The organism is Agarilytica rhodophyticola (assembly GCF_002157225.2).
In the GTDB taxonomy this organism is placed as follows: Bacteria; Pseudomonadota; Gammaproteobacteria; order Pseudomonadales; family Cellvibrionaceae; genus Agarilytica; species Agarilytica rhodophyticola.
On sequence record NZ_CP020038.1, the window covers coordinates 4875058 to 4899561 of the forward strand.

The 24504-nt window shown below is 39.1% G+C and carries 26 protein-coding genes; 20 read left to right on the plus strand and 6 right to left on the minus strand.

Going from position 1 to position 24504, the window contains the following annotated elements:
- The first annotated feature begins 18 nt into the window (after positions 1–18).
- Positions 19–1002 carry an HDOD domain-containing protein gene (locus BVC89_RS20120; RefSeq protein WP_086932917.1) on the plus strand — a complete coding sequence of 328 codons (984 nt, stop codon included), beginning with the start codon at positions 19–21 and terminating at the stop codon, positions 1000–1002.
- Positions 1003–1017: 15 nt separating this feature from the next.
- On the opposite strand, the gene BVC89_RS20125 is transcribed toward BVC89_RS20120, so the two are convergent.
- The 3 genes from BVC89_RS20125 to BVC89_RS20135 all read right to left on the minus strand — a co-directional run bounded on the left by BVC89_RS20125 (position 1018) and on the right by BVC89_RS20135 (position 3387).
- Entirely contained in the window at positions 1018–1407 is a 390-nt protein-coding gene (locus tag BVC89_RS20125) for a cupin domain-containing protein (RefSeq protein ID WP_086932918.1), read from the minus strand.
- A 25-nt stretch (positions 1408–1432) separates the two neighbouring features.
- Positions 1433–2389 carry a DUF2608 domain-containing protein gene (locus tag BVC89_RS20130; RefSeq protein WP_086932919.1) on the minus strand — a complete coding sequence of 319 codons (957 nt, stop codon included), beginning with the start codon at positions 2387–2389 and terminating at the stop codon, positions 1433–1435.
- 65 nt (positions 2390–2454) lie between these two features.
- Entirely contained in the window at positions 2455–3387 is a 933-nt protein-coding gene (locus BVC89_RS20135) for a hydrogen peroxide-inducible genes activator (RefSeq protein WP_086932920.1), read from the minus strand.
- Between the two features lie 422 nt (positions 3388–3809).
- Here BVC89_RS20135 and BVC89_RS20140 point away from each other — a divergent pair, with 422 nt between their 5' ends.
- The 19 genes from BVC89_RS20140 to BVC89_RS20235 all read left to right on the plus strand — a co-directional run bounded on the left by BVC89_RS20140 (position 3810) and on the right by BVC89_RS20235 (position 22090).
- On the plus strand, positions 3810–5510 hold the full coding sequence (locus tag BVC89_RS20140; RefSeq protein ID WP_086932921.1) for a SulP family inorganic anion transporter: 1701 nt from the start codon (positions 3810–3812) through the stop codon (positions 5508–5510).
- Between the two features lie 226 nt (positions 5511–5736).
- Entirely contained in the window at positions 5737–7677 is a 1941-nt protein-coding gene (locus BVC89_RS20145) for an alpha/beta hydrolase family protein (protein ID WP_216825018.1), read from the plus strand.
- Positions 7678–8060: 383 nt separating this feature from the next.
- Positions 8061–9383, plus strand: coding sequence for a hypothetical protein (locus BVC89_RS20150; protein ID WP_086932922.1), 1323 nt, complete (start codon positions 8061–8063; stop codon positions 9381–9383).
- A gap of 272 nt (positions 9384–9655) precedes the next feature.
- Positions 9656–9970, plus strand: a complete 315-nt coding sequence (locus tag BVC89_RS20155; protein WP_086932923.1) for a hypothetical protein — start codon at positions 9656–9658, stop codon at positions 9968–9970.
- Between the two features lie 129 nt (positions 9971–10099).
- Complete coding sequence (locus BVC89_RS20160) at positions 10100–10594, plus strand: P-loop nucleotide/nucleoside kinase family protein (protein WP_086932924.1); 495 nt, start codon at positions 10100–10102, stop codon at positions 10592–10594.
- Between the two features lie 87 nt (positions 10595–10681).
- Positions 10682–11131, plus strand: a complete 450-nt coding sequence (locus BVC89_RS20165) for a DUF2846 domain-containing protein (RefSeq protein WP_086932925.1) — start codon at positions 10682–10684, stop codon at positions 11129–11131.
- A gap of 89 nt (positions 11132–11220) precedes the next feature.
- On the plus strand, positions 11221–11640 hold the full coding sequence (locus tag BVC89_RS20170; RefSeq protein WP_086932926.1) for a hypothetical protein: 420 nt from the start codon (positions 11221–11223) through the stop codon (positions 11638–11640).
- 89 nt (positions 11641–11729) lie between these two features.
- Positions 11730–12320 carry a LysE family translocator gene (locus tag BVC89_RS20175; protein ID WP_086932927.1) on the plus strand — a complete coding sequence of 197 codons (591 nt, stop codon included), beginning with the start codon at positions 11730–11732 and terminating at the stop codon, positions 12318–12320.
- Between the two features lie 950 nt (positions 12321–13270).
- Positions 13271–13846 carry a putative adhesin gene (locus BVC89_RS20180; protein WP_086932928.1) on the plus strand — a complete coding sequence of 192 codons (576 nt, stop codon included), beginning with the start codon at positions 13271–13273 and terminating at the stop codon, positions 13844–13846.
- Between the two features lie 330 nt (positions 13847–14176).
- Positions 14177–14746, plus strand: coding sequence for a DUF998 domain-containing protein (locus BVC89_RS20185; RefSeq protein WP_086932929.1), 570 nt, complete (start codon positions 14177–14179; stop codon positions 14744–14746).
- Between the two features lie 118 nt (positions 14747–14864).
- Positions 14865–15107, plus strand: a complete 243-nt coding sequence (locus BVC89_RS20190) for a hypothetical protein (protein ID WP_086932930.1) — start codon at positions 14865–14867, stop codon at positions 15105–15107.
- Positions 15108–15922: 815 nt separating this feature from the next.
- The gene (locus BVC89_RS20200) at positions 15923–16540 is read left to right on the plus strand and encodes a LysE family translocator (RefSeq protein WP_086932932.1); all 618 of its coding nucleotides are present in this window, start codon (positions 15923–15925) and stop codon (positions 16538–16540) included.
- 678 nt (positions 16541–17218) lie between these two features.
- The gene (locus BVC89_RS20205; RefSeq protein ID WP_086932933.1) at positions 17219–17647 is read left to right on the plus strand and encodes a DUF4399 domain-containing protein; all 429 of its coding nucleotides are present in this window, start codon (positions 17219–17221) and stop codon (positions 17645–17647) included.
- A 70-nt stretch (positions 17648–17717) separates the two neighbouring features.
- On the plus strand, positions 17718–18485 hold the full coding sequence (locus tag BVC89_RS20210) for a hypothetical protein (protein ID WP_086932934.1): 768 nt from the start codon (positions 17718–17720) through the stop codon (positions 18483–18485).
- Between the two features lie 112 nt (positions 18486–18597).
- Complete coding sequence (locus BVC89_RS20215; protein WP_086932935.1) at positions 18598–19041, plus strand: hypothetical protein; 444 nt, start codon at positions 18598–18600, stop codon at positions 19039–19041.
- Positions 19042–19149: 108 nt separating this feature from the next.
- On the plus strand, positions 19150–19878 hold the full coding sequence (locus BVC89_RS20220) for a hypothetical protein (RefSeq protein WP_086932936.1): 729 nt from the start codon (positions 19150–19152) through the stop codon (positions 19876–19878).
- 662 nt (positions 19879–20540) lie between these two features.
- Positions 20541–21047, plus strand: a complete 507-nt coding sequence (locus BVC89_RS20225; protein WP_086932937.1) for a hypothetical protein — start codon at positions 20541–20543, stop codon at positions 21045–21047.
- Between the two features lie 126 nt (positions 21048–21173).
- A complete protein-coding gene (locus BVC89_RS20230; protein ID WP_158658046.1) occupies positions 21174–21350 on the plus strand; it encodes a hypothetical protein in 177 nt (58 codons plus the stop codon).
- Between the two features lie 68 nt (positions 21351–21418).
- Positions 21419–22090 (plus strand): penicillin-insensitive murein endopeptidase, encoded by a 672-nt coding sequence (locus BVC89_RS20235; RefSeq protein ID WP_086932939.1) that lies wholly within the window; start codon positions 21419–21421, stop codon positions 22088–22090.
- Positions 22091–22129: 39 nt separating this feature from the next.
- On the opposite strand, the gene BVC89_RS20240 is transcribed toward BVC89_RS20235, so the two are convergent.
- Genes BVC89_RS20240 through BVC89_RS20250 form a run of 3 tightly spaced genes read right to left on the minus strand, consistent with a single transcriptional unit; the run spans position 22130 to position 24498 of the window.
- Positions 22130–22846 (minus strand): glycerophosphodiester phosphodiesterase family protein, encoded by a 717-nt coding sequence (locus BVC89_RS20240; protein ID WP_086932940.1) that lies wholly within the window; start codon positions 22844–22846, stop codon positions 22130–22132.
- Positions 22847–22879: 33 nt separating this feature from the next.
- Positions 22880–23671, minus strand: coding sequence for an MBL fold metallo-hydrolase (locus BVC89_RS20245; RefSeq protein ID WP_086932941.1), 792 nt, complete (start codon positions 23669–23671; stop codon positions 22880–22882).
- Positions 23665–24498, minus strand: a complete 834-nt coding sequence (locus BVC89_RS20250) for a glycosyltransferase family 2 protein (protein WP_086932942.1) — start codon at positions 24496–24498, stop codon at positions 23665–23667. Before BVC89_RS20250 ends, BVC89_RS20245 begins: the two co-directional genes overlap by 7 nt.
- Between the last annotated feature and the right edge of the window lie 6 nt (positions 24499–24504).

The window sequence follows — 24504 nt, forward strand, 5'->3', positions numbered from 1 at the left end:
CGGTGAGTAAAGAGTCTTATGGCATTGAAGCTGGCCAACATGTTTACCAAGAAAACTGAGATCTCAGATAGTAGTGAGCAATTAACTGTGGGCGAATGTGAGATATATTCCATATCCCGCTCCAAAGAAGCCTACTTTCGTTATTTATACCCCAAAAAGACGTCACAAAAACTAACGGTTCCCCAAAAGCTCGTAATCAATGTTTTAAAAGATACACTGCAAAAAAAAGCTGTACGTCAAAAAACCGTACCACGCCTGCCTTCGGTTATTCCCAAGTTATTAAAAAGCTTACGCGATCCAGATTCCTCGGCCAAACACTATGTCTCGATTATCAATAAAGACCCTGTCATGAGTGCTGCCGTATTAAAGCTTGCCAACAGTGTTTATTTTAACCCCATTGGTAGGCGTATAGATGATATTGAAAAAGCCGTGGTTAAACTTGGTCTCGATGGCTTGCGCACCGTTTTATCGGCAGCAGTAATGCAGCCGATTATCCAAAAAGATTCATCGTATTTTTCACAAACGGGCCAAAAAATGTGGCAGCATTGCCTCACTTGTGCAGTGGCCTGCGAAATTATCGCTGAACATCGTGGTATAGAAAAGTTTAAAGTTTATATTATGGGTTTAGTACACGATATGGGCTTAACCACAATATTTAGTGAATTGTGTAAGCAATTTGAACAAAACCAAGAAGAGGCTCAACCGGGCTACAATGCCTTTGTGCCTATCATGAAGGTTTTAGGTCCTGCGGTGAATTACTGGATAGCAAAAGACTGGGAGCTACCCAAAGATATCTGCAGCGCCCTGGCAGAACAAACGAATATTCACACAGGTATGAAAGTAAGCCCTTATGCCCATATACTTTACCAGGCTAATTTTGTCTCCGAAGTCTATGTCACTTTACGACGTAAAAACGAAGAGATGGCGCTAGGGCTATTAAAAGAATTATCGTTGCCTATAGATCTTTATGACAAGCTCGATCTTTTATCAAAAGATGTTTAGTCTACATTATCACCACTAGAGCTTTTCTAGTTTAATATGTACCGCTAGCAAAGTATCATTACCCATCAACTTAGCTGTATGTCCATGAATGTCATGATTAAAAGCGATACCTGCCTCTAAGCGATCTTGTGCGATAAACATATCTCCTGGCATAAAGTCGCGATAAGAATTATCTCTTAAACCAATACGTAAAGTGCCTTTTCTAATGATGATAAGTGTGGGGTCACCCGCAACGTGCCAGTCGCTACAGTAGCCGGGCTGGCTCATTCTATGTCTGAAATTCAACGCGTTTTGACGTTCGGAAATAAACAAGCCATTGAAATCTTCTAAGGTGTAGCTTCTTTCAGTAAATATTGACAAACCATCTTCATTGCAGTCAAGAACCGGAATAATAATATCAGTCACAACAATATACCCTACGCGAGGTTAATCAATTATAAATTGCAGCAGGCTTAGACACATTTTGTTTTAAAGCATCACGAATCATCGTCCAATGTTTGTGTGTTGTTTCTTGTATTTTATCTTTGTGAATACCTTTTGTTAGCGCGGCTTTATGTTCGCCGAGTTTGTTATAGTGCAGAGCTCTGAGTGTATATTGTTTATTGTTTTTAAAAGTAGCAAACACGTTATCGACATTCTTTTTTGTATCATCAATAAAAACAATATGGGTAATATCCATCCCCACGCCACTAGCGCGATCCGCTTGATATAAATTAAGCATGCACTCCAACATGGTGCCTTTGTTTTGGCCGGCGACATACATCACACCTTGTTGATAACTAATAGGTCGCGCTCCTGGAATATCGCAGGGAATATAGGGGCTGGGCAAACTCGCTAAACCCGAAGGAGTAAAGTGTAGGCTATTGCTTTTAATTAATTGCAATAAATTATGAGCTGATTTGGTCTCGGTTGGTAGTTGGCTAAACTGTCTTGTTGTCGCAGCAACATTAGCATTACTTCTAGCCGTCTCTACCATCAAGCGCACACCTTTTGATTTTAATCCATGAAGTATCGATGGCAATGTTGACTCGGTGTAATCCATATCACTTATCGCGAAGATGAGAGTCGAAATATCAATTAAGTGTGTAATATTATCGGCAACTTTGTAAGGTGATGAGGTATTTAATAACTGACGCTGCCAGGAAAACCACGCTGCACTGCCTAAATATTGACAATTGTCTAAATCTTCCAAGTTCGGGCAGGGCATCATCGTTAAAGTATCATCATTATCCATAACTAAAAGAGTTTTTGTTGGCTGTCCCCATTTATCGATAATCTTTTCTACCTCTAAAAAGCTACTTACCTGCCCTCTTGTCGCACCAGCAAAAATAGCTTGGGACAACATCAACAAAAAAATAGAATACGCCGCGATAATCGTTCTTTTCACTTATCTTTCCTTATTAATTACTTATTTATTTGCTTGTCTTTTTTCTAAACAATTAAATCAAACAGTTAACTTACTTTCACCACACTGCCTAAACGTTTTTTCAAAATTGTTCGGATTGACTTTGTCAACTCGCGAAAAACAGTACGGCTAGCGGAAGATTTTCGCCAGGCTAATGCATGTTGCCTCACTATTGAAACCCCCTCTAATTCACTCACGTGTAACGCTTCAGGACGATGTAGCTCCGAATGTACGTAAAGACCTGGCAAAAAGGCCACACCCAGGCCCATCACAATCATTTGCCGCAAAGTATCTAAACTAGTGCCCTCATAATCTCGCAGTACTGTCGCACCGACTTGCTCACAAATATCTTGTACTTGTTTGTGAAAATGATGCTGCCCTTCTAAAGTAAGAACATTTTCTCCCGTGATTTGTTCGGGTTTTACCGTCTTTTCGACAGCAAGGGAATGGGACGAAGGAACCACAAATTTAAGCGGCTCTATAAATAAATTCTCAACCACAAGCTCAGGGGAGTTCATGGGAGTTGGCGCCAAAATAATATCAAACTCGCCTTCAATGAGTTGCTGCACTAATTCCAAATGGGGTTTTTCTCTTACATAAAATTTAAGTCGCTCATATTTGCCATGCAAATCTGGTAATACATGTGGAAGTAAGTAGGGTCCCAACGTGGGTGGGACACCAAGTCTAAATGTGGTAGCTGAGCCTTCTGCAAGGGTTAAGGCCGCCTCCTCAAAATGGCCCATGGCATCAAGTAATTGCTTTGCTGCTGGCAAGAGTGCGCGACCCTGGGGCGACAACCAAGTGCCTGAGCGAGAACGCTCAAACAGCTGCAAGTTCAGTAGGTCTTCCATCGCGGCGATTTGGGCAGTTAACGTAGGTTGACTAATATCCAGCTGTTCTGCCGCGCGCCGAAAATTTAATATACTCGCAGTCACCACGAAATATTCTAGGTGTTTTAGAGTCGGTCTTTTTTTGTTCAATTAAAAATCACCTCAGCGTATCACAGGATTACTCGCGTCAATTTGCCTCTTAGCTTCCCGTTGACTGACTTCCATAACAACTATCTGACATACAACTCTCCTGATAGCAAAACCCTATCACGAGATGTAATATTTTTCTATAAAACTATCAATGCAGAATGGAACTCATATCATGTATACGGAAAATTAGCCAACAGTTTGTAACTTAATAAATATAAGAGTATTTCGAGCTACACCCTATATTTGTAGCCTTAAATGCCGCTTTGGGAGTAATGAATTACATGAAAAATATGGTTTCTGGGGTGTTAAAGCTCCAGCAAAAAGTATTTGCGAGCCAAAACGGTTTCATACCAACTAATCCACTATGCCAGACAAGCTTATTAGAAAAGTCTGCGGTCACTGTTTAAACCTGGGGAAAATATATGTTTAAAGTGAGTTTAGCAAATCTTCGCGGCGACATTACCGGTGGTATTACCGCCGGTATTGTTGCCTTACCGCTGGCTTTAGCTCTGGGGGTTGCTTCGGGCCTAGGGCCTATGGCAGGACTTTATGGCGCAATTGCGGTAGGTTTTTTCGCGGCCTGGTTAGGTGGCACACCGTCACAAATATCTGGCCCCACTGGCCCCATGGTGGTTGTACTAGCAGGCTTATTTGCTAGCTTATCAGGAGATGCAGGCTTGGTATTCACCGCCGTCATGCTTGCAGGAGTTATGCAAATAGCTTTTGGCTTATTAGGGATCGGCCAATATATCCGCTTGGTTCCCTACCCTGTTATCTCCGGCTTTATGAGCGGCATCGGCGCTATTATTATCATTCTGCAGTTAGGACGTTTGCTTGGCCATGCGCCACCGAGTGGTACCATCGGTGCTCTGACTTATCTGCCGACAGCGTTGATGGATATTAACTTTTTCACCTTAATGGTGGGTGTAGGTACTTTGGTTATCGCTTATAAGTGGCCCCCAGCGTTAGGTAAATATGTGCCTGGAGCACTCGCTGCACTAATCATTGGTACGCTGGTTGGCCTGGCTCTGGGCAACCTACCAATACTTGGCAATATTCCTACAGGTTTGCCAAGCATTCAAATGCCAACCTTTGATCAGGCAACCATTGTTGTGGTACTCAAAGCAGCAGTCATCCTTGCAGTACTCGGCGCTATCGATAGCCTATTAACATCTCTTGTTGCCGACAATATGACACGTACTCAACACGACAGTAATCGTGAGCTTATTGGCCAAGGTGTCGGTAATACAGTAGCTGGATTTATCGGCGGTATCGCGGGTGCGGGAGCAACTATGCGGACTGTAGTTAATATTCGTTCAGGTGGACGCGATCGTTTATCCGGTATGGTTCACTCACTGGTGTTGCTAGCAATTGTCCTAGGTTTGAGCCCATTGGCTTCACAAATTCCTCACGCTGTGCTGGCGGGTATTTTAGTGAAAGTTGGCTTGGACATTATCGACTGGAGCTACTTGAAAAAAGCTCACCGCGGCCCACGCTGGGATCTGGCTCTAATGGTAACCGTATTAGGTCTTACTGTATTCGTTGACTTAATTTCCGCTGTGGCAGTAGGTGTTGTATTGGCAGCCCTTGCCTATGTTAAGCAAGTTGCAAAAAACCAGTTGGATGCTATTAAAAATATGCCAGACCTTACTGAAAACCCAGAAGAGCACGAATTACTTGAGCAAGCCAATGGGCAAGTTCGCATTTTTGATTTTGGTGGTCCCTTAAGTTTTGGTGCTGCGGCAGATATGGGTCATCGCGTAAGAGAGCAAGTTAAACATGGTACGACTGCGCTAGTGCTAGACTTCAAACGTGTGCCATTTATGGATGTATCCGCTGCGCGCGCGGTAGAAACTATTACTAGCGACGCTTTTGATGCCGGCAAGTCTGTGTTTGTGTCAGGTCTAAATGACGAAGTCAAAACTGTTCTTTCAGGGCTGGATTCTCTGCATGGGGTTGATAAATCTCATATTTTCGAAAACCGCTTAGAAGCAATAAAGGCAGCCTGTTATAAAGTGAGCAATCATATACAGGAAGACAATACGAAAAGTGAAGCCAAGGCAAAAAGTGAGGATGGAGCAGACGCCAAAAGTGGTAGTACTCCCATACTAACAGCAAGCTAATAGCTCTTTTTACTTCCTACCTATATAGGGGGCGCTGGTTTGCCCCCTATTTACCCCATTATTTTGTTAACCCTATTTTGCCCGTCTAAGTTTTTACCAATTCTTGTATTCGACCCAAACACCCATTTTAAATAAGAAGTATTTTCTACTATATTGAAAATATTGTTAACCCACCTTTATGGGCGTATGATGCGCGCTCATTCGGTTTCTAGTCCAAGGAAGATCAGTGCACATTACCGCTAAACTAGCATTTTATTCTATCGTTCTTACTATTTTTTTAACCGCTAACCTAACTGGCGCCGAAAAACTTCCTGTAGAAGCTTTTGCCAGTCTACCCGATGTTAAGCAGGTACAACTCTCCCCAGATGGCAAACACTTCGCTTCACTGGTACGGGTACAAGGTAAAGAAAAACAAGGTACCGCACTGAGTATTTATAATCTAGAAACCAACAAGCAACACTATCCAATTATGGCAGGCAATCTCGAGTTTGTTATTAATTGGGTTAGTTGGGCCAATAATAACAAAATGTTCGCCAGCGCTACCTTTGCTGATACCCGCCAAGGCATACCTACCACTGAGACACGCCTACTTATTATTGATATCAAAACCAATAAAATACGTAATTCTATCCCCAAACGCTACGTTAAAAAATTCCTTAGAATGCCACAGTTCCAAGACAATATTATCGACTTCTTACCCGAAGATGACGAACATTTTTTACTAGCATTAGATGGCTTTGATCCAGGTTCACCTACGTTGTACAAAGTTGCATTAAATAAGCGGAAAATGGTATCCGTTCACCGAGCTAAGCCCAATGTTTACAACTGGATGACCGACCAACAACATAAGGTACGTATAGCTTACTACTTTAAGGACACAACGTATAAGATTTTGCATAGTATGCCTAATACCAGCAAATGGAAAACCTTATGGCAATTTGAAAGTTTTGCTGCCGATCAAGTATGGCCTATCGGTTTTGATAAAGACCCTAACTACCTCTATGTTAACGCCTTACATCAGGGGCGCGACGCTATTTTTAAAGTGGATATTAGAGACCCTAAGCTAACCAAAGAGCTAATTCTATCAGACCCTAAATACGATATTAATGGTAGCTTAATTTATTCTAAGATCAGTGGTGAGGTGATTGGTTTAAGTGTTAATAAAGGGGATGGCTATGTTTTTTGGGATAAAAAATACCAAGCCTTACAGCGGGGTATTAATAAAGCACTACCTGATACAGATAATTATTTTTATAGCTTTAGCCATGATGAGCAAAAATACATTCTATTTTCCTCCAGTGATACCCATCCCGGCGTCTACTACCTAGGTAATCGCAAAGATAAATCACTCTCTATAGCGGCAAGACAATACAGTCAATTAAATGAAAATAATACCGCTAAAAAGCAGCGGGTTAACTACAAAGCCCGCGATGGTCTTGAAATTGAAGCTTATCTTACATTACCAAAAGGTAATCAAGAGGCAACATCATTGCCAACGGTAATTTTCCCTCACGGAGGCCCTATTAGCTATGACGGTATAGGCTTTGATTACTGGGTACAATTTTTTGCTAACCGTGGTTACGCCGTATTACAAATGAACTTTCGCGGCTCTTCGGGCTACGGTCACAATTTTATGAAAGCCGGATTACAAAACTGGGGCCTGGCCATGCAAGACGATGTCGAAGACGGTGCCCGTTGGATGATAAAACAAGGCTATAGTGACCCTAAAAAGATATGCATTGTAGGGGCTAGCTACGGCGGCTATGCTGCTTTAATGGGATCGGTAAAAACACCTGACTTATACCAATGTGCCGTCAGTTTTGCGGGAGTAAGCGATGTAGCATACCTAGTAAAATCCAGTCGTCGCTACGACAACTACGAAATTGTAAAAGAGCAAATAGGCTCAAATATGTCGGATTTAAAAAAACGCTCACCCGTGCGCTACGCCGATAAAATTTCCATCCCCACCCTTCTCATTCACGGCAACAAAGACCGCAGAGTTCGCGTAGAACACAGCCGCCGCATGCATAGAGCACTAAAAAAAGCTAATAAAGATGTACAATATTTAGAGTTAGAAGAAGGCAACCATTACCTTAGTAATAACGATCACCGCATTGCCACTTTTAAAGCGATGGATGAGTTTTTAGCTAAGTATTTGGGTGAGTAATATTTTTAATCTTAATATGCTCTATATTTTGATGACGATTTATTACCTTTGGGGGGAATTAATACATTTGCTTTAGACAGCTACAAATAGCCCAGACTGGGTAAAAACATAGAGCCAAATTTTATGACACACCTCTACCTGAATAAGAGCAAGGTTTTTGTTGTTTCGCTTTGCTAAAATTCACGCGAGGGTGCGCTTTTTACTTCGAATTTGAGTTCACATATACCGCCTTTTTAGAGTTTTCAGACAACATGCATTCTTCGTGGAAGTTCACAATGAAAAGTATTGAGATATAGTAACAGAACCTTACACAAATATTTAAAGTCTCAGATTCTTAAGTGGTATTTATGCGCACTACACCTTATTGAACTATGGAAACTTAAATGAAAAAACTCAATCATATATTGGCCGCTTTAGGATTCTTTACTTCTTCCATATTTGCCACACCGGAGGAAGTAGCATCGCCAAAGATTAAAGGTTACCAAAGTATTTATGTTGCCAACGATATCGCCCCCACATCGTTACTAGGCACTAAAGCAGATGGTGAGCTAATAATTAGCCCAGCGGATTTGGGTATAGAGATTGATAGCGGATCTGAATTCGCAAGAGCGTTTGCAATTTTAGACGATATTGACAATAACTCCGTGCATGAAATATTTATCTCTGCAAAATTTACTTCTCCTCTCAACAAATCACAGGGCCATGGTGTCATTGTGTTTTTAAATGAAAACAGAAGTGTTCAAAAGGTACAGTTTGTTGATGAGGCCATGTTAGTTGGAAGCCACTATACATCTAATTTTTCTGTCCGCTACGGACACCGCATAGGAGACTTTGATGGCAACGGTGTTACTGATCTAGTATTGAGTGAAAATGAAGGAAAATCTGGACAATTTAGAACTATACTTTTCGGTAAGGCGGATGAAACAACACTCCCACGCTATATGGTCGAAGATATTATCGATCATTCAAATGCAGAAGGAAACTTACCCTTTATACTTACTAGCAATGCTATATTTGGCTCGACGACTCAACCGTATACGGATACAGATAAAAATGGTGTAATGGGATTTCATACGTTAATATCTGATGTTAATGGTGATTTAAGAAGCGCTCTCGGCCTATCAACTTCGCAACAATATTTTGTGTTTGTACAACCGGGAAGTGTCAAACAGGAAACTTCTGAGGTGACGTTTACTCCTGTTAGTGTTGCCTCTGGCGCGGAAGTTGTGGGTGATATGAATGGAGATGATTTCCCAGATATTATGACTGTGATCGGTAATGGCAGGGACTGGGGAGTAATTACTCATCTATCGCAGGGCAATATCAATCATTTTATCCCCTATACCATGGAAGCTACAATTGACGGGGTACCCTTTGCAGCAATTAATATCATAAAGTCAGGCGATGCCAATAATGATGGCAACATCGATATAGTTTTGGGCGGTACAATCACGATCAATAGTAGGCCTGATACAGCTCGTCATAGCATCCTAGTATTGTTTTATCTAGATGGCAATTATAAACAGAAAGATGAGCCTGTTGTACTAATTGAAGCCTCAGAATACCTAAATAATTCCGATATGTGGCGTACCATTCATAGTGGCAATATCAGGGTTTTTGATTTGGATTCTGACGGCCAGTCCGAGATTTTACTTGGTAATCCTCATGGTATTTCCCCTAGTTTGCATATTCGTTATTTTAGATAATCAACGTTATGGACATCAATATCTCGCGTCCAATGAGTTACCCTATTTGTACAAGTATTTTAACTTTTGACACGTACATAGAAAATCTACTAGAGACTCTTTAAATGCTGTAGGTTGCTTTTACAGATGGAGATTGTTTAGTGAATTGTTGTAACGCTTTGAACCTGTTAAACTCTTATCTATAACATTCATCACAAAGCCATTGTGCATAAGTGGAATAAACGGAAATTCCGACTGATACACCGTTATACTTTATAATATGGAGATAGTTAATGTTAAAAAAAATAATTGCGCTATGTTTGCTCTGTACAAGCGCACATTCAGAAACTCAGATGGTAAACGATGCTAAAATTAACTGGTTTCGCACTCATACAGACAAAGCATCCGTAAAATATACAACATTTAAGGTGGATAAAGCTCTTCAAAACAACTGCCTGGAAATAGTAATACCGCTCGGAGATAACACCGCAGAATCTCATGCGTTAGCAGCTAAAGCACAATCGGCCATAGTTCAAGTCCACTATTCAAATGATCAGCCATTGCCCTTCAATGGGGCTTGCTGGCTAATTGCTCTTACATCAAAATGAACATAACAAATGCATCTTGTTAGGCGCATTTTCAATTATTTGCTTTTTGTGCCTTAGTAGCACAAAAAGCAAACCGAATACAATGCCCGAATAAATGCAAGCATTATGCACAGTGAGGTATAAAACTATATGGCAAGATTAATTTTAGTTTGTGGCCCTACCGGTGCTGGAAAAACTACTTATTCAATATCGCTATCTAAAGAAATTGATGCCATTAGATTCTCAATAGACCCATGGATGCAGACTTTATTTTCAGAAGATATGACTTCACTTGATTACTCTTGGATGATGGAACGAGTTAATAGATGCTACAAACAAATATGGCAAGTAAGTGAACAGATTTTAGCACTTAATGGAAATGTTATTTTAGATTTAGGCTTTACGACAAAAAAACAAAGACAGTACTTTTTTGAGTTGGCTAGAAATTTAAGTGTTGAACCTGAAATACACTATTTAGATGCACCCAAAGATGTCCGTAAAAAACGGGTAGAAAAGAGAAATATTGAAAAAGACCCTAGTGTTTACTCATTCGAAGTTAATAATCTCATGTTTAATTTCATGGAAACAAAATTTGAAATTCCAAGCCAAAAAGAGCTTAAGAATGGCCGCACAATAGAGGTATAACAAGAACATTAGAAAGCACCGACAAAAACGTGGGCTAGATGCGGTAGCTGTCGAATTTTATGTAAATGTCATGACTTAGGAGTATCAATGAGACGAACCACTCTATTCTTTTTTATAACAATGCTAATCGGTTGCACTGCAACTGGGCCAGCCTTCGAGCAGGTTGCTGAGCCTCAAAATGAAAAAGCTATAGCTTATTTTTTCCGCCAAGCTGCATTTTACGGTTCTGGAAGCTGCCCTGATTTAATTATCGATCAGAAAAAAATGGGTTGTCTCAAGAACGGAGGGTTCTTCGAAGTTGAATTGGAGCCTGGTGAACATACCATTCTCTTCGATAAAGGAACTTGGGAGCCAGATAGAGATCTTCGCACGAATATTTTAGTTAAATCTGGGAAAATATATTTTTACGAATATGGCCAAGTTATGACAGGTATATTTGCAACACCGGGCTTTGGCTCTGTTTCCGGGGAAGAAAACTTTTATCGAAAAACTAGAGAGTATTCAGTAGCTATACTAAAGAAGCTCAAGGAGTCATAACATATCAATTTTACGACAAGACTTCACTTCAACTAAAGTGCCGCTGAGTAAGGCATTGTAAATCAATGAGAGAGAAAAGGTAATTCACAGTGAATGAAGCAGAAAAAGAAATGGCTAGGGAATATTACAAAGAGTTGGTCGAGCAAGAGAGCGTTTCTCTGGCCTTTGTTAGTTCTATTGTCGGAGTCATACCTTCGTTTTTATCCATTTTCTTCTTGATGACGGGTGGCAAATTACCAGTAATACTTTTTGTTTTACCGGGTATAATTATTGGAGTATGTGCAAAATTTGGTGGTGGTAAGGCATTCCGTCCTTGGGTAAAAAGTATTCCAGCTTTACTTACTTTCGTATTAATGATTTCTTCATGGCTCGTTTTAGGATTAAGTCATTGGTTTTTAATACTGGCGGTGCCAAGCGCAGCTCTTGCCTACATAATCGGTAAGCCAAGTCTTACAGAGAGACAAAAGCTTGCCTACTATAGAGTTAAGCGTGGGCTGGTTGATTTATAACAAAATTATCAAATTGACCCGCACACTATAGGCCAACTATAGCGGCATTAAGCCCCATAATAACCCAGCTCTCAGAATAGAATTATCACTTGTTAGAAGCAACGATCGCATTAATCTCAACGACAGCGCTACTGCTTGGCTCACCAGGTCCGGCACCAATTGCTCTTGCAGCTAGTGGCGCCTCATTTGGCATAAAAAATAGATTACCTTTTCTTACGGGTATTATCCTTGGACTAGCTATTGCCATAGCAGGAGCCGCTCTAGGTCTAGCAACACTTTTTAGTACATTTCCAAATGCGAAAAATCTTGTCCAAATTATTGGAGGGGCATACATTTGTTATATTGCGTACAAAATTGCAACCTCTTCTCTTTCTGTACAAAATGAAAAATCAAATGCCCCTACTATAAGAGATGGTTTTATATTTAACCTTCTTAATCCCAAGGCATATGCAGCATTCTTGGCCATTTTTTCACAATTCTTATTACCCGCTACAAATATCATTATTAGTTATTTCCTAACTGGTTTAGTGTGCATATTGGTCGCACTTGTCGTAGATTCCATATGGTTACTGTTCGGCAATATACTCAGACCCGTTTTTAGCAAGCCCGAACAAGCCAAAGTGACCAGGCTCTTTTTGGCCATCGGTATGGTTATCGCTGTTGTTTGGAGTTTTCTATGAGGTATAACCCTGCGCTTAACACGTATATCCCCACATGCTATACCAGGGCAAATACGCAGCACAGCTTTGTTATTTTCTCGCTGCATATATGCCCGTGAGCTTAGCGTTATGAATCTAAAAAGGATTAAAGATGTTTAGACTTTTTAAAAGTAAACCTGTCTTATCTAAAGAAGATACTGCCTTTTAAGTTGTTACTTTTAAATAGTTATTAAAATATTTTGATGGAGATAATTTTTATACCCATAACCTAACTACTACTCAACCAGAGGAGCCACCCGGAGGTTGGCATAATTGGGAATTTGCAACGGATATTATAGCTATATTTCTTAGCTCTGGAGTATTCATGGCAAATTCTGCCACCAATTTCCAATAGTTTTCGCAGGTCGATTTTAAAGATTGGAAATATAATCGCGATAGCTATCTATCAAAATCAGAACATATATATACCTTAGCTATTTTCCTACTAATTGAAAAAGTGTCTATTGATACAACCTTATACCATTTAAAACTTAATTTAAGAAAAACTCTAAAAAATATATAAAAGAGCTATCGGTATCTGTGTGTATCGAGGAACTATTGGCGATTGATTTTGTGTCACCGAGTCATAACACTCTAAGCCAACAGGGCGATGCAAACGGTGCCTATGCTTGAGGCGTTAGGAGTAAAATAGCTGTTGAAGCCATTCCGATTTGTTGGTTTTACCACAGAAGCTAGGAGGTTAAAAAATAAAAACTGTTAATATTGCAAATTTATATTTGATGCTTTATGTGTAAAAAACACCGACATATAAAACGCTACCTACACTCTCTCTATCTCTATCTCTATTTGATAGTTCAACGTCCATTTCAGTTTATCTAAACCAGCCCCTGCAACTTTTGCAAATATAAGCCCGTATGTATCGATAAGATGTTACGACACTTCAAACATTTAATTACAAGGAATAATAAATAATGATCAATATCTACGTTAACGGGCATGGCTATATAAAACAGACTGAAAAATTCAAGGCTGATTACAAAATCCATACTTATGTTAAAGAAGGCGAAATGTTTGATGGTAGAGAATTATCGTGTGTTATTAACGATAAAGCTAAAAACTATCCATCTCGTTCTAATGGTGATCCCAAGATTGAAGTCCACGAGGAGCATGCCAAACAGGCAGAACTTTACGAGCATCTACTTGTAACAACACAGCAAACATATAAGGCAGATCTTGTATTTCAAGGTTTTTTTAAAGCGAGCAAAGATAATGGGGTCAAGTATACTCAGCTATCGAGTGGTAAACTCTATTTCCTAAAGAAAGCCACTCAAGTATATGTCACAGACTATGATAAAATTGTTCCCTTCTCTAAAATCATTAAAGAAGTTAAAGATGAAATTCTCGGGCCCCATGTAGCAGAGTTTCATTGGACCGCATGTCGGTCAATGCTTACACCACAATATTGTAATTCGGAGAAGCTTATAGCAGACCTGTGTTTTAATATGTATGAAAGTGAAGGGGATACAAGAAGGCGAAAACTGGTTTAGCTTATTTGTAGCTTATCTTCGCTTTATAGAGTTTTTGCGATTGGTATTTAACAACAAAATGGCGCCAAATTTAACATTAGCCGATATGCAAGTTGATCTCACTAAGGGCAGAAGACTAACCTTTAACAATACTATTAATAGCTAAGACGAAACGTTAGGTATACTGCCCGGATGAACAGGATATAGAACATCTAAGCGAATTGCTGTAACCTATTGAATCTGTTAGAGTTTTATTATCAATATTCATTAGGAAGCTATTGTAGATAGGTTGGATAAACGGGAAATCCGAATAATATTCTATTAGCTACCTATTAAAGGTTGGAGTATTCTTTGAAAAAAATCCACTTATTAGCAGTAAAACAAGCGATGTTCATCCCTGTATTCGCTTTCTACAATATATTCGTAGGGCTATTTGCAGCAGACTATAGTGTTATATCTCAACATATAAGTGAGCTGGCTTTAGAATCCCCGTTTTTTGCGTACTCTCATCGACTTACGGATATATTAATTGGTTTGTCTATGTGCTTATTCTCAACAGTTTGTCTTTCGATTGCCAAAGCCAAGTTTACTTTTTTAACAATGTTTGCCTTTGGCATAACATGGATTTTTGCTGGTATATTTATTTTAACGAGTCCATTACATGATATTTATGGATTGACAACCATTTTAATAGTGGTTCCAGTTCTATTTGCATTAGAAATGCGAGACTATTATTTATCAAGGAACTTTCAAAACCTCTGTGTCTTGGTGACACTGATTCATACTGTCTTCTTTTGGTTTTTTAATTATGGATTTATGCCTTTCGAATATAAAGGGGTTACACAACGAGTTTGGGTTGCAATTACCCTGGTCTGGTACGGACTAGCTGCCTATCAAGTTGTATCAGTAGCTAACAAGTAAATAGACAATGCAAGTATGTTGTAGTTTGATTTTTGATATTCATCGTAAAGCCGTTGTGAATAAGTGAGATAAACAGGAATTACGATGAATTTACTGTTATGTATCATGGTAGTTTTTAATGCACAAAGCTCAAGTATATGTGTTTTCAGGTAAATTTCAAGATAGGGGTGAGGCTTGTTTGTATTCTGAGCCTCAATGGGAGTCAGAACCAGATAATTCTGCCTCAGACGAAGAATACAATGCATGGGAAGACAGAAACCCTACTCACAAACTAAAGAGTAATATTGATTCATATTTAGATGAAGATTTTATTGAAACAGTTGCAATGGACATAGAGTACTTATTAAGTATAAATAGTTAGCAATAACAATATTGATAAACTCAAAGCTTTGGCGAAGGATTCAAATATATTAGTTTTAGTCTACAAACAAGTACTGGGTGGCTTTAAGCTTACGACTCAACCAATATCAAATTCATCACTCATATATTGTGGCCGCTATGAATGCTCAATATAAAACACATACCAAGTAAATGTAATGTATAAATGTCCAAGCTGCAAAGAAACTACCATTAGTTGGTGGCAAAAATTATGGGCTACTAGGCTAAGCCCGGCAAAATGCGAAGCTTGTGGCAAGTGGTGTTATGTACCAATTAAATATGCTTGGGCTATATACATATATTTGGCTTTGCCTACTGCTTTAGTTTGGCTACTTGTTTTAGTTTTTCAGTCCAGCTGGCCTTTGTTTATTTTTGTAGTAGCTGTCCCCTGGGCGGTAAAACGTAGTATTTTAAGTAATAACTTATTAGCTAAATAGTGTATATAAAATTAAACTGTAACAAGACGTCTGATTCACCTACTATTGGGATCAAGATTCAGGTGAAGCTAAAACAGCACTTGAAGAGCTAATATAAAAAGCGAGAAAGGTAGTCTCAATTTCTAAATGCCAAGATTACATCGTGCAAAAAGAAAATACTGTGTACTGGGTTTCAGCACCATGCTATTTTTGGAACATTAATATGCTAGAAAGAAACGTTAACAAATCAATGAGTATACCAAAAGCAAGTATTGGTAATGCAATCCGTTGTAGCAATGGGGGCTTTTGTAAATAGGGCTAATAACATAAATCACGCGCCAAATACCTGTTTACAACATTTAATTCTCTTAGAGGAAGTAATGTGGAAATTTTGAAGTTGCTTTTCTTTATACCTGCATGTTTTGCGCTTAACATAGCTCCCGGGCCAAATAACCTTATGTCTATGAATAATGCCCGCTGCTATGGTTTCAAGACTACTGTTATTGCTGGTCTTAGTCGAATTGTGGCGTTTTCGTTAATGATTGTCTTGTCAGCATCAGGTTTAGCCGTCGTGTTGCACACATCTGAGAAACTATTTTTCATCATTAAGCTACTGGGTGCCGCTTATTTATTGTGGATTGCTTTTAATCTTTGGTGTTCAAATAGACATCCTGTTACGGAAATAACAGAAACTCTTAGCCTCTTAGACTTGGCAAAACAGGAATTTTTATTAGCTGCTGGCAATCCCAAGGCAATTCTCATCTTTACCGCGTTTCTCCCGCAGTTCATAGATATTTCAGATAGGGTAAATGAACAATTCTTGATTTTGGGTTCAACCTTCTTAATCTTAGAAATGGCTGCTATATCCATATATGCGTTATTTGGAATGTACTTAAGACAATGGTTTACAAAACCCAAAATGGCAAAGTGTTTTAATAGAGTATGCGCTACGTTTTTAGCAATATCGGGTGTTAATCTGTTATTTACCCGTCAACAATAAAATACTACCAAGCACACAAAGTGGTATTGTCAAAGGAAGGTGTTTGCTATTTGGGATCATCGACCAAAAACCTTAAATAGCAAAGAAGTTCATAAGTCGCTCAAATATTAACCCTCAGCTACAAGAAATCGTGCCACACTAACGTGGTCGGAACATTTGAACAAAAGAACACCACACGACTTGGCTATCATTTATAGTTTTTCGTGATTACTCGGAAAATGTCTAGATAGAATATCGACAAAAATAACCACTATAAGTATGCGTGAATTTTACAGGCTCTAGCAAAAGGCTTGCGAGACGCCGTCTATAGGGAATTGCAGAGGATCGTAGGGTAGTTTGGGCATAATCACCGGGAAGCATCAAATCGAGACGATATAGGGCCTTCGGTATACCAAACGGCCCCTATAGAGCTGTATTCCAGGGAAACCATTGTAATGGTTAAGATACTTTTTATTACTAGGCAGATCCTGTGGCTAGGTTTATGATCCTAATGCTATTATGCTCTTTCTTGCGCTAGTGTTTCAGTATTTTCCACTAGCGGGGATAGACTAAAACGTATCGATACAGACAGCATATGCGGTCGCTAGGCTTCCATAGGTGCCATCTGATGGAATTCAGCTGCAAATGATCGCAAATGATCGCAAATGATAAAGGTGGCGTGTAATTTAGGAAATCACAATGAACAAAGCTATTGTTTTACTAATACTTGGTATATTTAGTTCAACTACAGCCGTTGCAAACGAGCTGATATCAAAATCTGCAGATGGGGCGAAAGTCTATTTTATAACCCCCAAAAATGGCCAGGTTATGAATGGGGAATTTAAGGTTAAGTTTGGATTAAGTGGAATGGGCGTAGCTCCAGCGGGCAGTAAAGTGGAAAATACTGGGCATCATCATATCTTGATAAATAAAGATGTTTCAAAAATTGACTTTACGATGCCCCTACCTGCGACGGATCAAATCAAACATTTTGGTGGTGGACAAACTGAAACCGTTTTAAAGCTTCCAAAGGGAGAACATACGCTACAGTTACTGCTGGGCAATTATCTGCATATTCCACACAATAAGCCGGTCATATCTGAAAAGATTACCATTACTGTAAAGTAATTTAATAAGACGAATAAGTTGGACGACTGAAATAGTCGTTCCTGTTAGAACCTCAAATGTTAAGGAAGCTATGAGTATTACATTAAGGACAATTGGGTTATTCGGAATTCTAATTTTTGGAATCCTATTCTCTATTACATTTGTATCACCAGGTGTTATTGAAGACTCAATGAAAGGGTTCGTGAAATACCAGATAGAGAAAGAAGTTAGACAAACGTATAAGTCGTTAGTAGATTCTAGTGTCTCAGTGAAAGCACGTAGTATCGCAAAAACTCTTGAAGTAGAATCTGATAAAATTCGTGAAAACTTAGACAATAATCTCCCAGAGAAAATTGCTAGCGTTATCGCATCTATGTGTGGTTATGATTGCGAAAGAAAAAACGCATTAGCACAATCAATTACATCAGATTACTTCAAACGTCTTAAGAAGATTAAAATAGCTCACGGAACACTTAATGATCTAATCAAGGGGAAGTACATTGAAATAATTGGCAACTTGAAAACAGACCTCCGCATATTTCTGGGATCAAATTTTTCAATGTTCTTCATACTACTGGTTGTGTCTTTTGCAAAGTCTAAAGCCATAGTGCATTTGTTCTTACCAGGACTACTTCTAACTTTCGCTACTATTATTGCCTCTTCAATATACATTTATGGCCAAGATTGGTTCTACACTATTCTGTATAATGATTATATAGGGTTTAGTTATTTAGCATATCTCTCAATTACATTTGGTTTTTTAATAGATATCGTTCTTAATAAGGCGCGAATAACGACTGAAACAATAAACGGTATAGCTAGTGCTCTGGGCTCATCAATTTGGGTAATTCCTTGCTAGGCGCATTTAAAAAAGTAATCAAACGAGTTTAGCATTGGGGTGAGGGATTTAACTCATTTTACAACCTAATGCACTTCTCGGTTATTGTGAAGTTCTATTTTTTGGAAAGGAAATGAAAAATCTGCTTAATATTATATTCCTACTCCTTCTCTCGTGCAGCGTTTGGTCAATTGAACCGGTGAATTGTTCTGAACCAACAGAGCACGCAAAAGTCTATTTTGGTGATGCATCGAAAATAAAATTCGGAGAAATTGTTGAATTCAAGATGATCTTAAAAAGTATATTGTTATCACACGCAAAAGAGTTGGAAAGGGTTGTCAACCTCACTCCAGAATATACAGGGCCCGATACAGATTATATCCCTAGGCTTATCAAGCTGCTGGAAGAGCCGGCTGGTAGAAAAGACACTGCATCATGTATATGGAGATTACGCAAAGAAGGAGATTATATGCGAGAGTTTATTCAAGATGAAAGGATGGTTTTTAAAAAAGGCTATGGATTATTTAGAAATGGGGTACTAGTTACTTATTATTACAGTGAAATTTTAGTGGTTTAATAAAGTAATCAACTACCACTAAGCAATTTGGAGAAGTTTGCATTCATTGTTAATTATAAAACTATCTTAAATATAGACACCTAGCTATACATAAGGAAATAAAAGCAAATGCTGAATATCATTGAGAAAATTAACCAAGTGATACTCCTCGTTGCGGGATTATTGGTTATCTTTACAATTGGCAAAGAGTTAATAGATAAACTAAAGCCTAGCCGGCCTTATGAGTCTCCTAAGGTTGCAATTGAACAACCTACGAATAATGAAGAAACTATCAAAGAAAAAGTGGAAACTAATTTCCTTCTTGAGTTAAAGGGTGTTTATCTCTTTAGTTTAGAATCCGAGACTATTGATCCAACACAGGCTCGCTATGCTGACACTAGGGTTGCAGAGTTTAGAATGCCTAGTTCATCTTACGCGCGAGACCAGATGATTAACATCATCTTTTTAAAAGAAGATGGATCGAAAACAGTACTCCTTGATAAAGATGCTCTAATTGGAGAATTTAAACCCGCTAGATTTGAATCTAACGAAATGGGCGATATCTTTGGTAGTAATATTTATCATATAGCCACTGATGACACAAATAACGATGGTTATTTATCTGAGAAGGATATGTTTTCCATTTATATTTCAAACTACGATGGTTCAGACCTACGTAAGTTAATTAGTAATGTATCACGCTCATTTGTTTTAAAAGATAATATTCTTATTATTAGAACTGGCACAAAGTATAATTCGAAATTCTACACCTATAACTTACTGGAAAATTCTCTTATCGAGCTAGATACAAGCACACAATTAACAGAACAATCAAAACAAGTTACAAATATACAATAGGAGCCTTTGTTGTTATCTAACACTCACGGACACAAACACCCTTTCATTAAACCAGCTATCTTATTAATTTATATAGTTTACAAGAAGCACATAAAGGACTTTTAGGGCCTTTTCACACTAATGGAATCGCACCTGCTGGTAAGCATTTTTTCGACTAGCTAGGCAACACAAACGCCGTTTAGTTATTCTCGGCAATTGCTCCTGCATTGCTCTAATTACCTGTATCCATACAGGCATAAATAAGTGCGTGTTAACGACGCTAGGCGGAAAAATGCTACCAGCCCTTGGCAGTTGCTCCTGCACTGCCCTAATACACCACATCCATGTGGCTATTCGGGTTTGCACTCAAAGGCGCTACTCTGCGTTACTCATCACTCATTTAGAGCGACTAAACTACACTCTTCGCGCCTCGCTTAAAGCGCCTACTGTTGGTGATTAGCACTTTTGGGTGCAAACAGGAGCGGTTAAATTAGTGTGAACAGGCCCTAGGATATTATTAAATACATTGGTTTTCTTGTGTCATTGTAATTTATTTAAGTTAATTGCTGTAACTTATTAACTCTGCTATGGTTTTCTTTGAAAGACGGCTCCCTTCTCTAGCGATCATATGGAGACTTCAAGATTAGCGAGCCTATTTTATTAACCTACTTGTAATGAACTTAATGTTTGAGGTACAAGAGGCATTTAAACTTGGTATTAGTTGTAATAAAAATATGGAACTTAAATCTGAGACAGAAGAACTTTGGTTGTTACGCCATCCTACTTGGGTAAGATGGCTTGGCTGGCTTTTTTTACCACCTTTGTTTGTAGCAAGTGGCTATATCTTGCTGCTTCCGATAATACAAAATCAATATGAATTAGCTCTAATTAGTGCTTCGCTGTTTTTGGGTGGTTTTGCAATGTATATGTGCGCACAAGCTTTTAAAGTATTCCCATATCTTAGCTGTGATGTTGAGTTTTCACCTGAGGGTTTTGATATTTATTGGCCAAGTGGTAAAGTTAAGAATTATTTATGGGCAGATGTCATCTCGCTACAGCATTATGCATCAGTACAGGTGCTAGAGCTTAAAAACAATAAGGAGGATCGTATTCTTGTGGTGACGGAACAAGCAACGAGCTACCTGAAATTTGTCGAATTTATCACAAAGAAAACGGGTCTTAAATACTAGAGCTATAAACAAGGATCAAACAAGTTAAAAGTCATCCACAAAAAGTGTGAAGGAAATTTAATGATAAACAAAGGAAATTGCAAAGCGTGCAAAAGAAAGATTCAACATACATTGCTTGATAAATGCATGTTTTGCGGAGAAGCTTTAGTTGGAGATCAGAAGTTCACAGAAGCCGAAAAGGATGCAATACGTGTGCGAGAAGAGCATCACAAAGAAATGCATGAAATAAGGCGAGAAGGTGATGCAACGTATCAAAAGTGGAAGAACAATGACCCATATGCAGATTGGACAGACTTTTTTTAGCGTAACAAAATATTAAAAATGCAAAGCTAGCAACTCATATTACCGGGATTTATAACATTTAAGGAAAAATGAGAGTCATTCTACTATTATTACTTATCACTACATCTCCAGTATCCCATCCCAAAGGAAGTACTTGCTTTGGGACAACTTCAGATGGAAGGCTAGAAGACGGCGTTCAATTACCTTCTAAAGGCGAAAACTTTATTGGTTATAGTATAGCGGCTCGACTTGCTGGGCGAACATATGTCCATTCGGTTGTTAGAGATATAATTGTCACCTCCTACAAGGAGTTGGAAACGGATCAGCCTGGGAAGGTATTTAAATATGCAGAGACGGGATTTAAAGAAGGTGGTAGGTTTAAGCCGCATAAAACCCATATGAATGGACTTTCAGTGGATTTTATGACACCCGTCATAAATGCAGAAGGGGAATCGGTACACCTTCCAACCAATTTATTAAACAGGCTGGGATATGACATAGAATTCGATTCTAATGGAGTATATGATGGCTTAAAAATCGATTATGAAGCGTTGGCGGCCCATATAGTGGCTTTGCATAAACAATCGATAAAAGCAGGCCATGACATATGGAGAGTAATATTTGATCCAACACTTCAGCCATATCTCTTTAAAACTACGTATGGAGTGTATTTAAAGGAAAATATTCAATTTTCAAAAAAACGAGCCTGGGTACGACACGATGAGCACTACCATATTGATTTCTCAATTCCGTGTGAGTAAAAAGTCAGTAGAAAATTAGAGCCTTATAGATCGTTTGTTTCAGAGCAAAGCTTGCACATCCCAAGTTTCAATATATTCCACACCTTTATCAAACCAATACTGAGCAGTATCAGGTTTTACAATGTCGTATAAGAACCATTGCCAGGGGCCTCGCCATAGCTCGCTTTTACTATTGAGTTTTTTTACGTCGTAGGCCAGTACTTCTGGTTGTAAGTTTTGGGCTTTTTGCAGGGATTCGTTATCCATTTTTGTTAGTACCCAACCGATGGGAAAGCCTCGCTGTTGTGCCAGGTGTAGAATCTCAAAATCAAAAGAAATAATTGTGGCCTGTTGTTTTATCGCGGCTATTGCATCAATAACCCTATCGAGAAAGTCTTCTCGACCGAGCCGGTGCATTGATTGTTCTTTTATTTCAACAAAAACTTTTACAGAGTAATTGGCTAAAGCCTTGCTAACTTCTTCTAAAGTAGAGATAGGTGTGGAATGGTATTGTTGATTAAAGCGTTGCGGTTCGTGGCAGCTAATAGTATGTAATTGTTCGGCAGTGTAATCCCATATATAGCCTTTTTCTCCTGACACACGATCCAGGGTATCATCGTGAAATACCATAGCAATATTGTCCTGGCTTATTTGCACGTCTAGTTCTACTGCATGGGCGCCAGCTTCAGCGGCGGCCACTAAGCCAATTAATGAATTTTCCGGATATTGTTGAGGAAAGCCTCGATGTCCGACAACTGTATAGCTGGACTTTTTCATATTGCTTTTTTCCTCGATAATTAGGGATTTATGTTAATTAAAAGTAAAACATTGTCCTTGTTCAACTACCTGTAAATTATCTTGCTTAAACGCAGCAAGGTCTTTTTGTGAACTGTAGTGATAGAAATGCATTCTTGCAATTAACTCAGGGGAATATTCGCGTCGAATATCGTCTATGCCTGTATGGGAAGGATTGCCAATCACACTGCAGTCATGAAAGATAAGCTCCTGCTTACCCATGTTGTTGAGCACTTCAGGAATTGGGCGTGTATCACCGGTATAGAAAAAAGCTTCGGGTAAATGTAATCCATAAGCGGTGTCTGGAGCATGGTGGCGTACACTGACAACGGAAAAGTTGAGATTATTAAAGACGAAATCTTTGCCCACTGGGATTAAATGAAAGGCATCCCAAAAATTAACGCCGCCCTCTGCCAAGGGTAAGGGATAACTGCCTACTCTTTCATGTAATAAAGGGATGATTTTCGCTGGTACAAACACTTTTGCTTGATGGCGCTCGGGCTGGTGGAACCATGACTGAATAAAAATATTCTCAAAGTCCCCCACATGATCGAGATGACAATGGGTAATAAAAATTGCATCTGGCAGACATTGATAAGTGTCTTTAAAGAGCTGTAAGGTATCCGGCCCGCAATCGATTAATAAATATTTTTTTTGATATTCAACTACAGCGGCAGCATGGCCCAAACCTGATTGACTAGCGCTGCCAACCCCTAAAAATCGTAGGGAGACTTTTTCTCCGTTAGAATTATTAGAGTTAGAATGGTTATTGCTATTATTATCGCGATCGCCATGATTATTTAGCATAGATTTTGCGCCTTAACAAAGCTTTGATAATTACCTTTAAAACCTTGTTTTACAGCCTCATCGAAGGCGGCATTAATACGACGTTTTTCCTCTATCATAGCAATCACTTGCTGGCGAAACTCAGGGTCTTGAAAACCAAGGCCATCTGATTTTAGACGCTCTAAAGTATGTTTATAAGCACGGTGAAATAAATCTTCAGAGCCTTCAGCATGACACATACTTTGGTTATGCACCCGATATTCATGATAGGGCTCAGCAATAAAACCTGCATACCCTGCACTTTCTAAAGCACGGAGATTAAACATGGTATCGGCACCGCGAATAATATCTTCATCCCAGCCCTGATGAACATGGCGCTTATGAAATAATAAAAGTAATGGCACCAAGCTATTTTTAAATGCTTGAAAGTCAAAAGGCTGATCCGGCTTTGCATCAAGCACCGTGCGACTGCTAATACCTTCACCGACAATTTTAACATTATCCAGTGCTAAGCCGGTTGGCTGTGCTGCACGTATTAATTTTTCTAAGCGCTCAGGGTAGTAAACATCATCTGCATCTAAAGGTGCTATCCAGTCGCCTTCGGCTTGCGCCAGTCCTACGTTGCGCGCAACGTTAGGCCCGGACTGTACAGCAGCGGTTCGCAAAAAATGGATTCGTTCATCGACAATATTTTGTTCGCGAAGAATCTTTTTATAATCGGTATCATCGTCAGCAATAATAAACATCTGCCAGTGAGGATGAGTTTGCTTTAGCACTGAGGTAACAGCCTCGCCTATCATACTTTGGGCACGATAGGCGGGGGTTATAATGGAGACTAAGTCTGTCATATAACA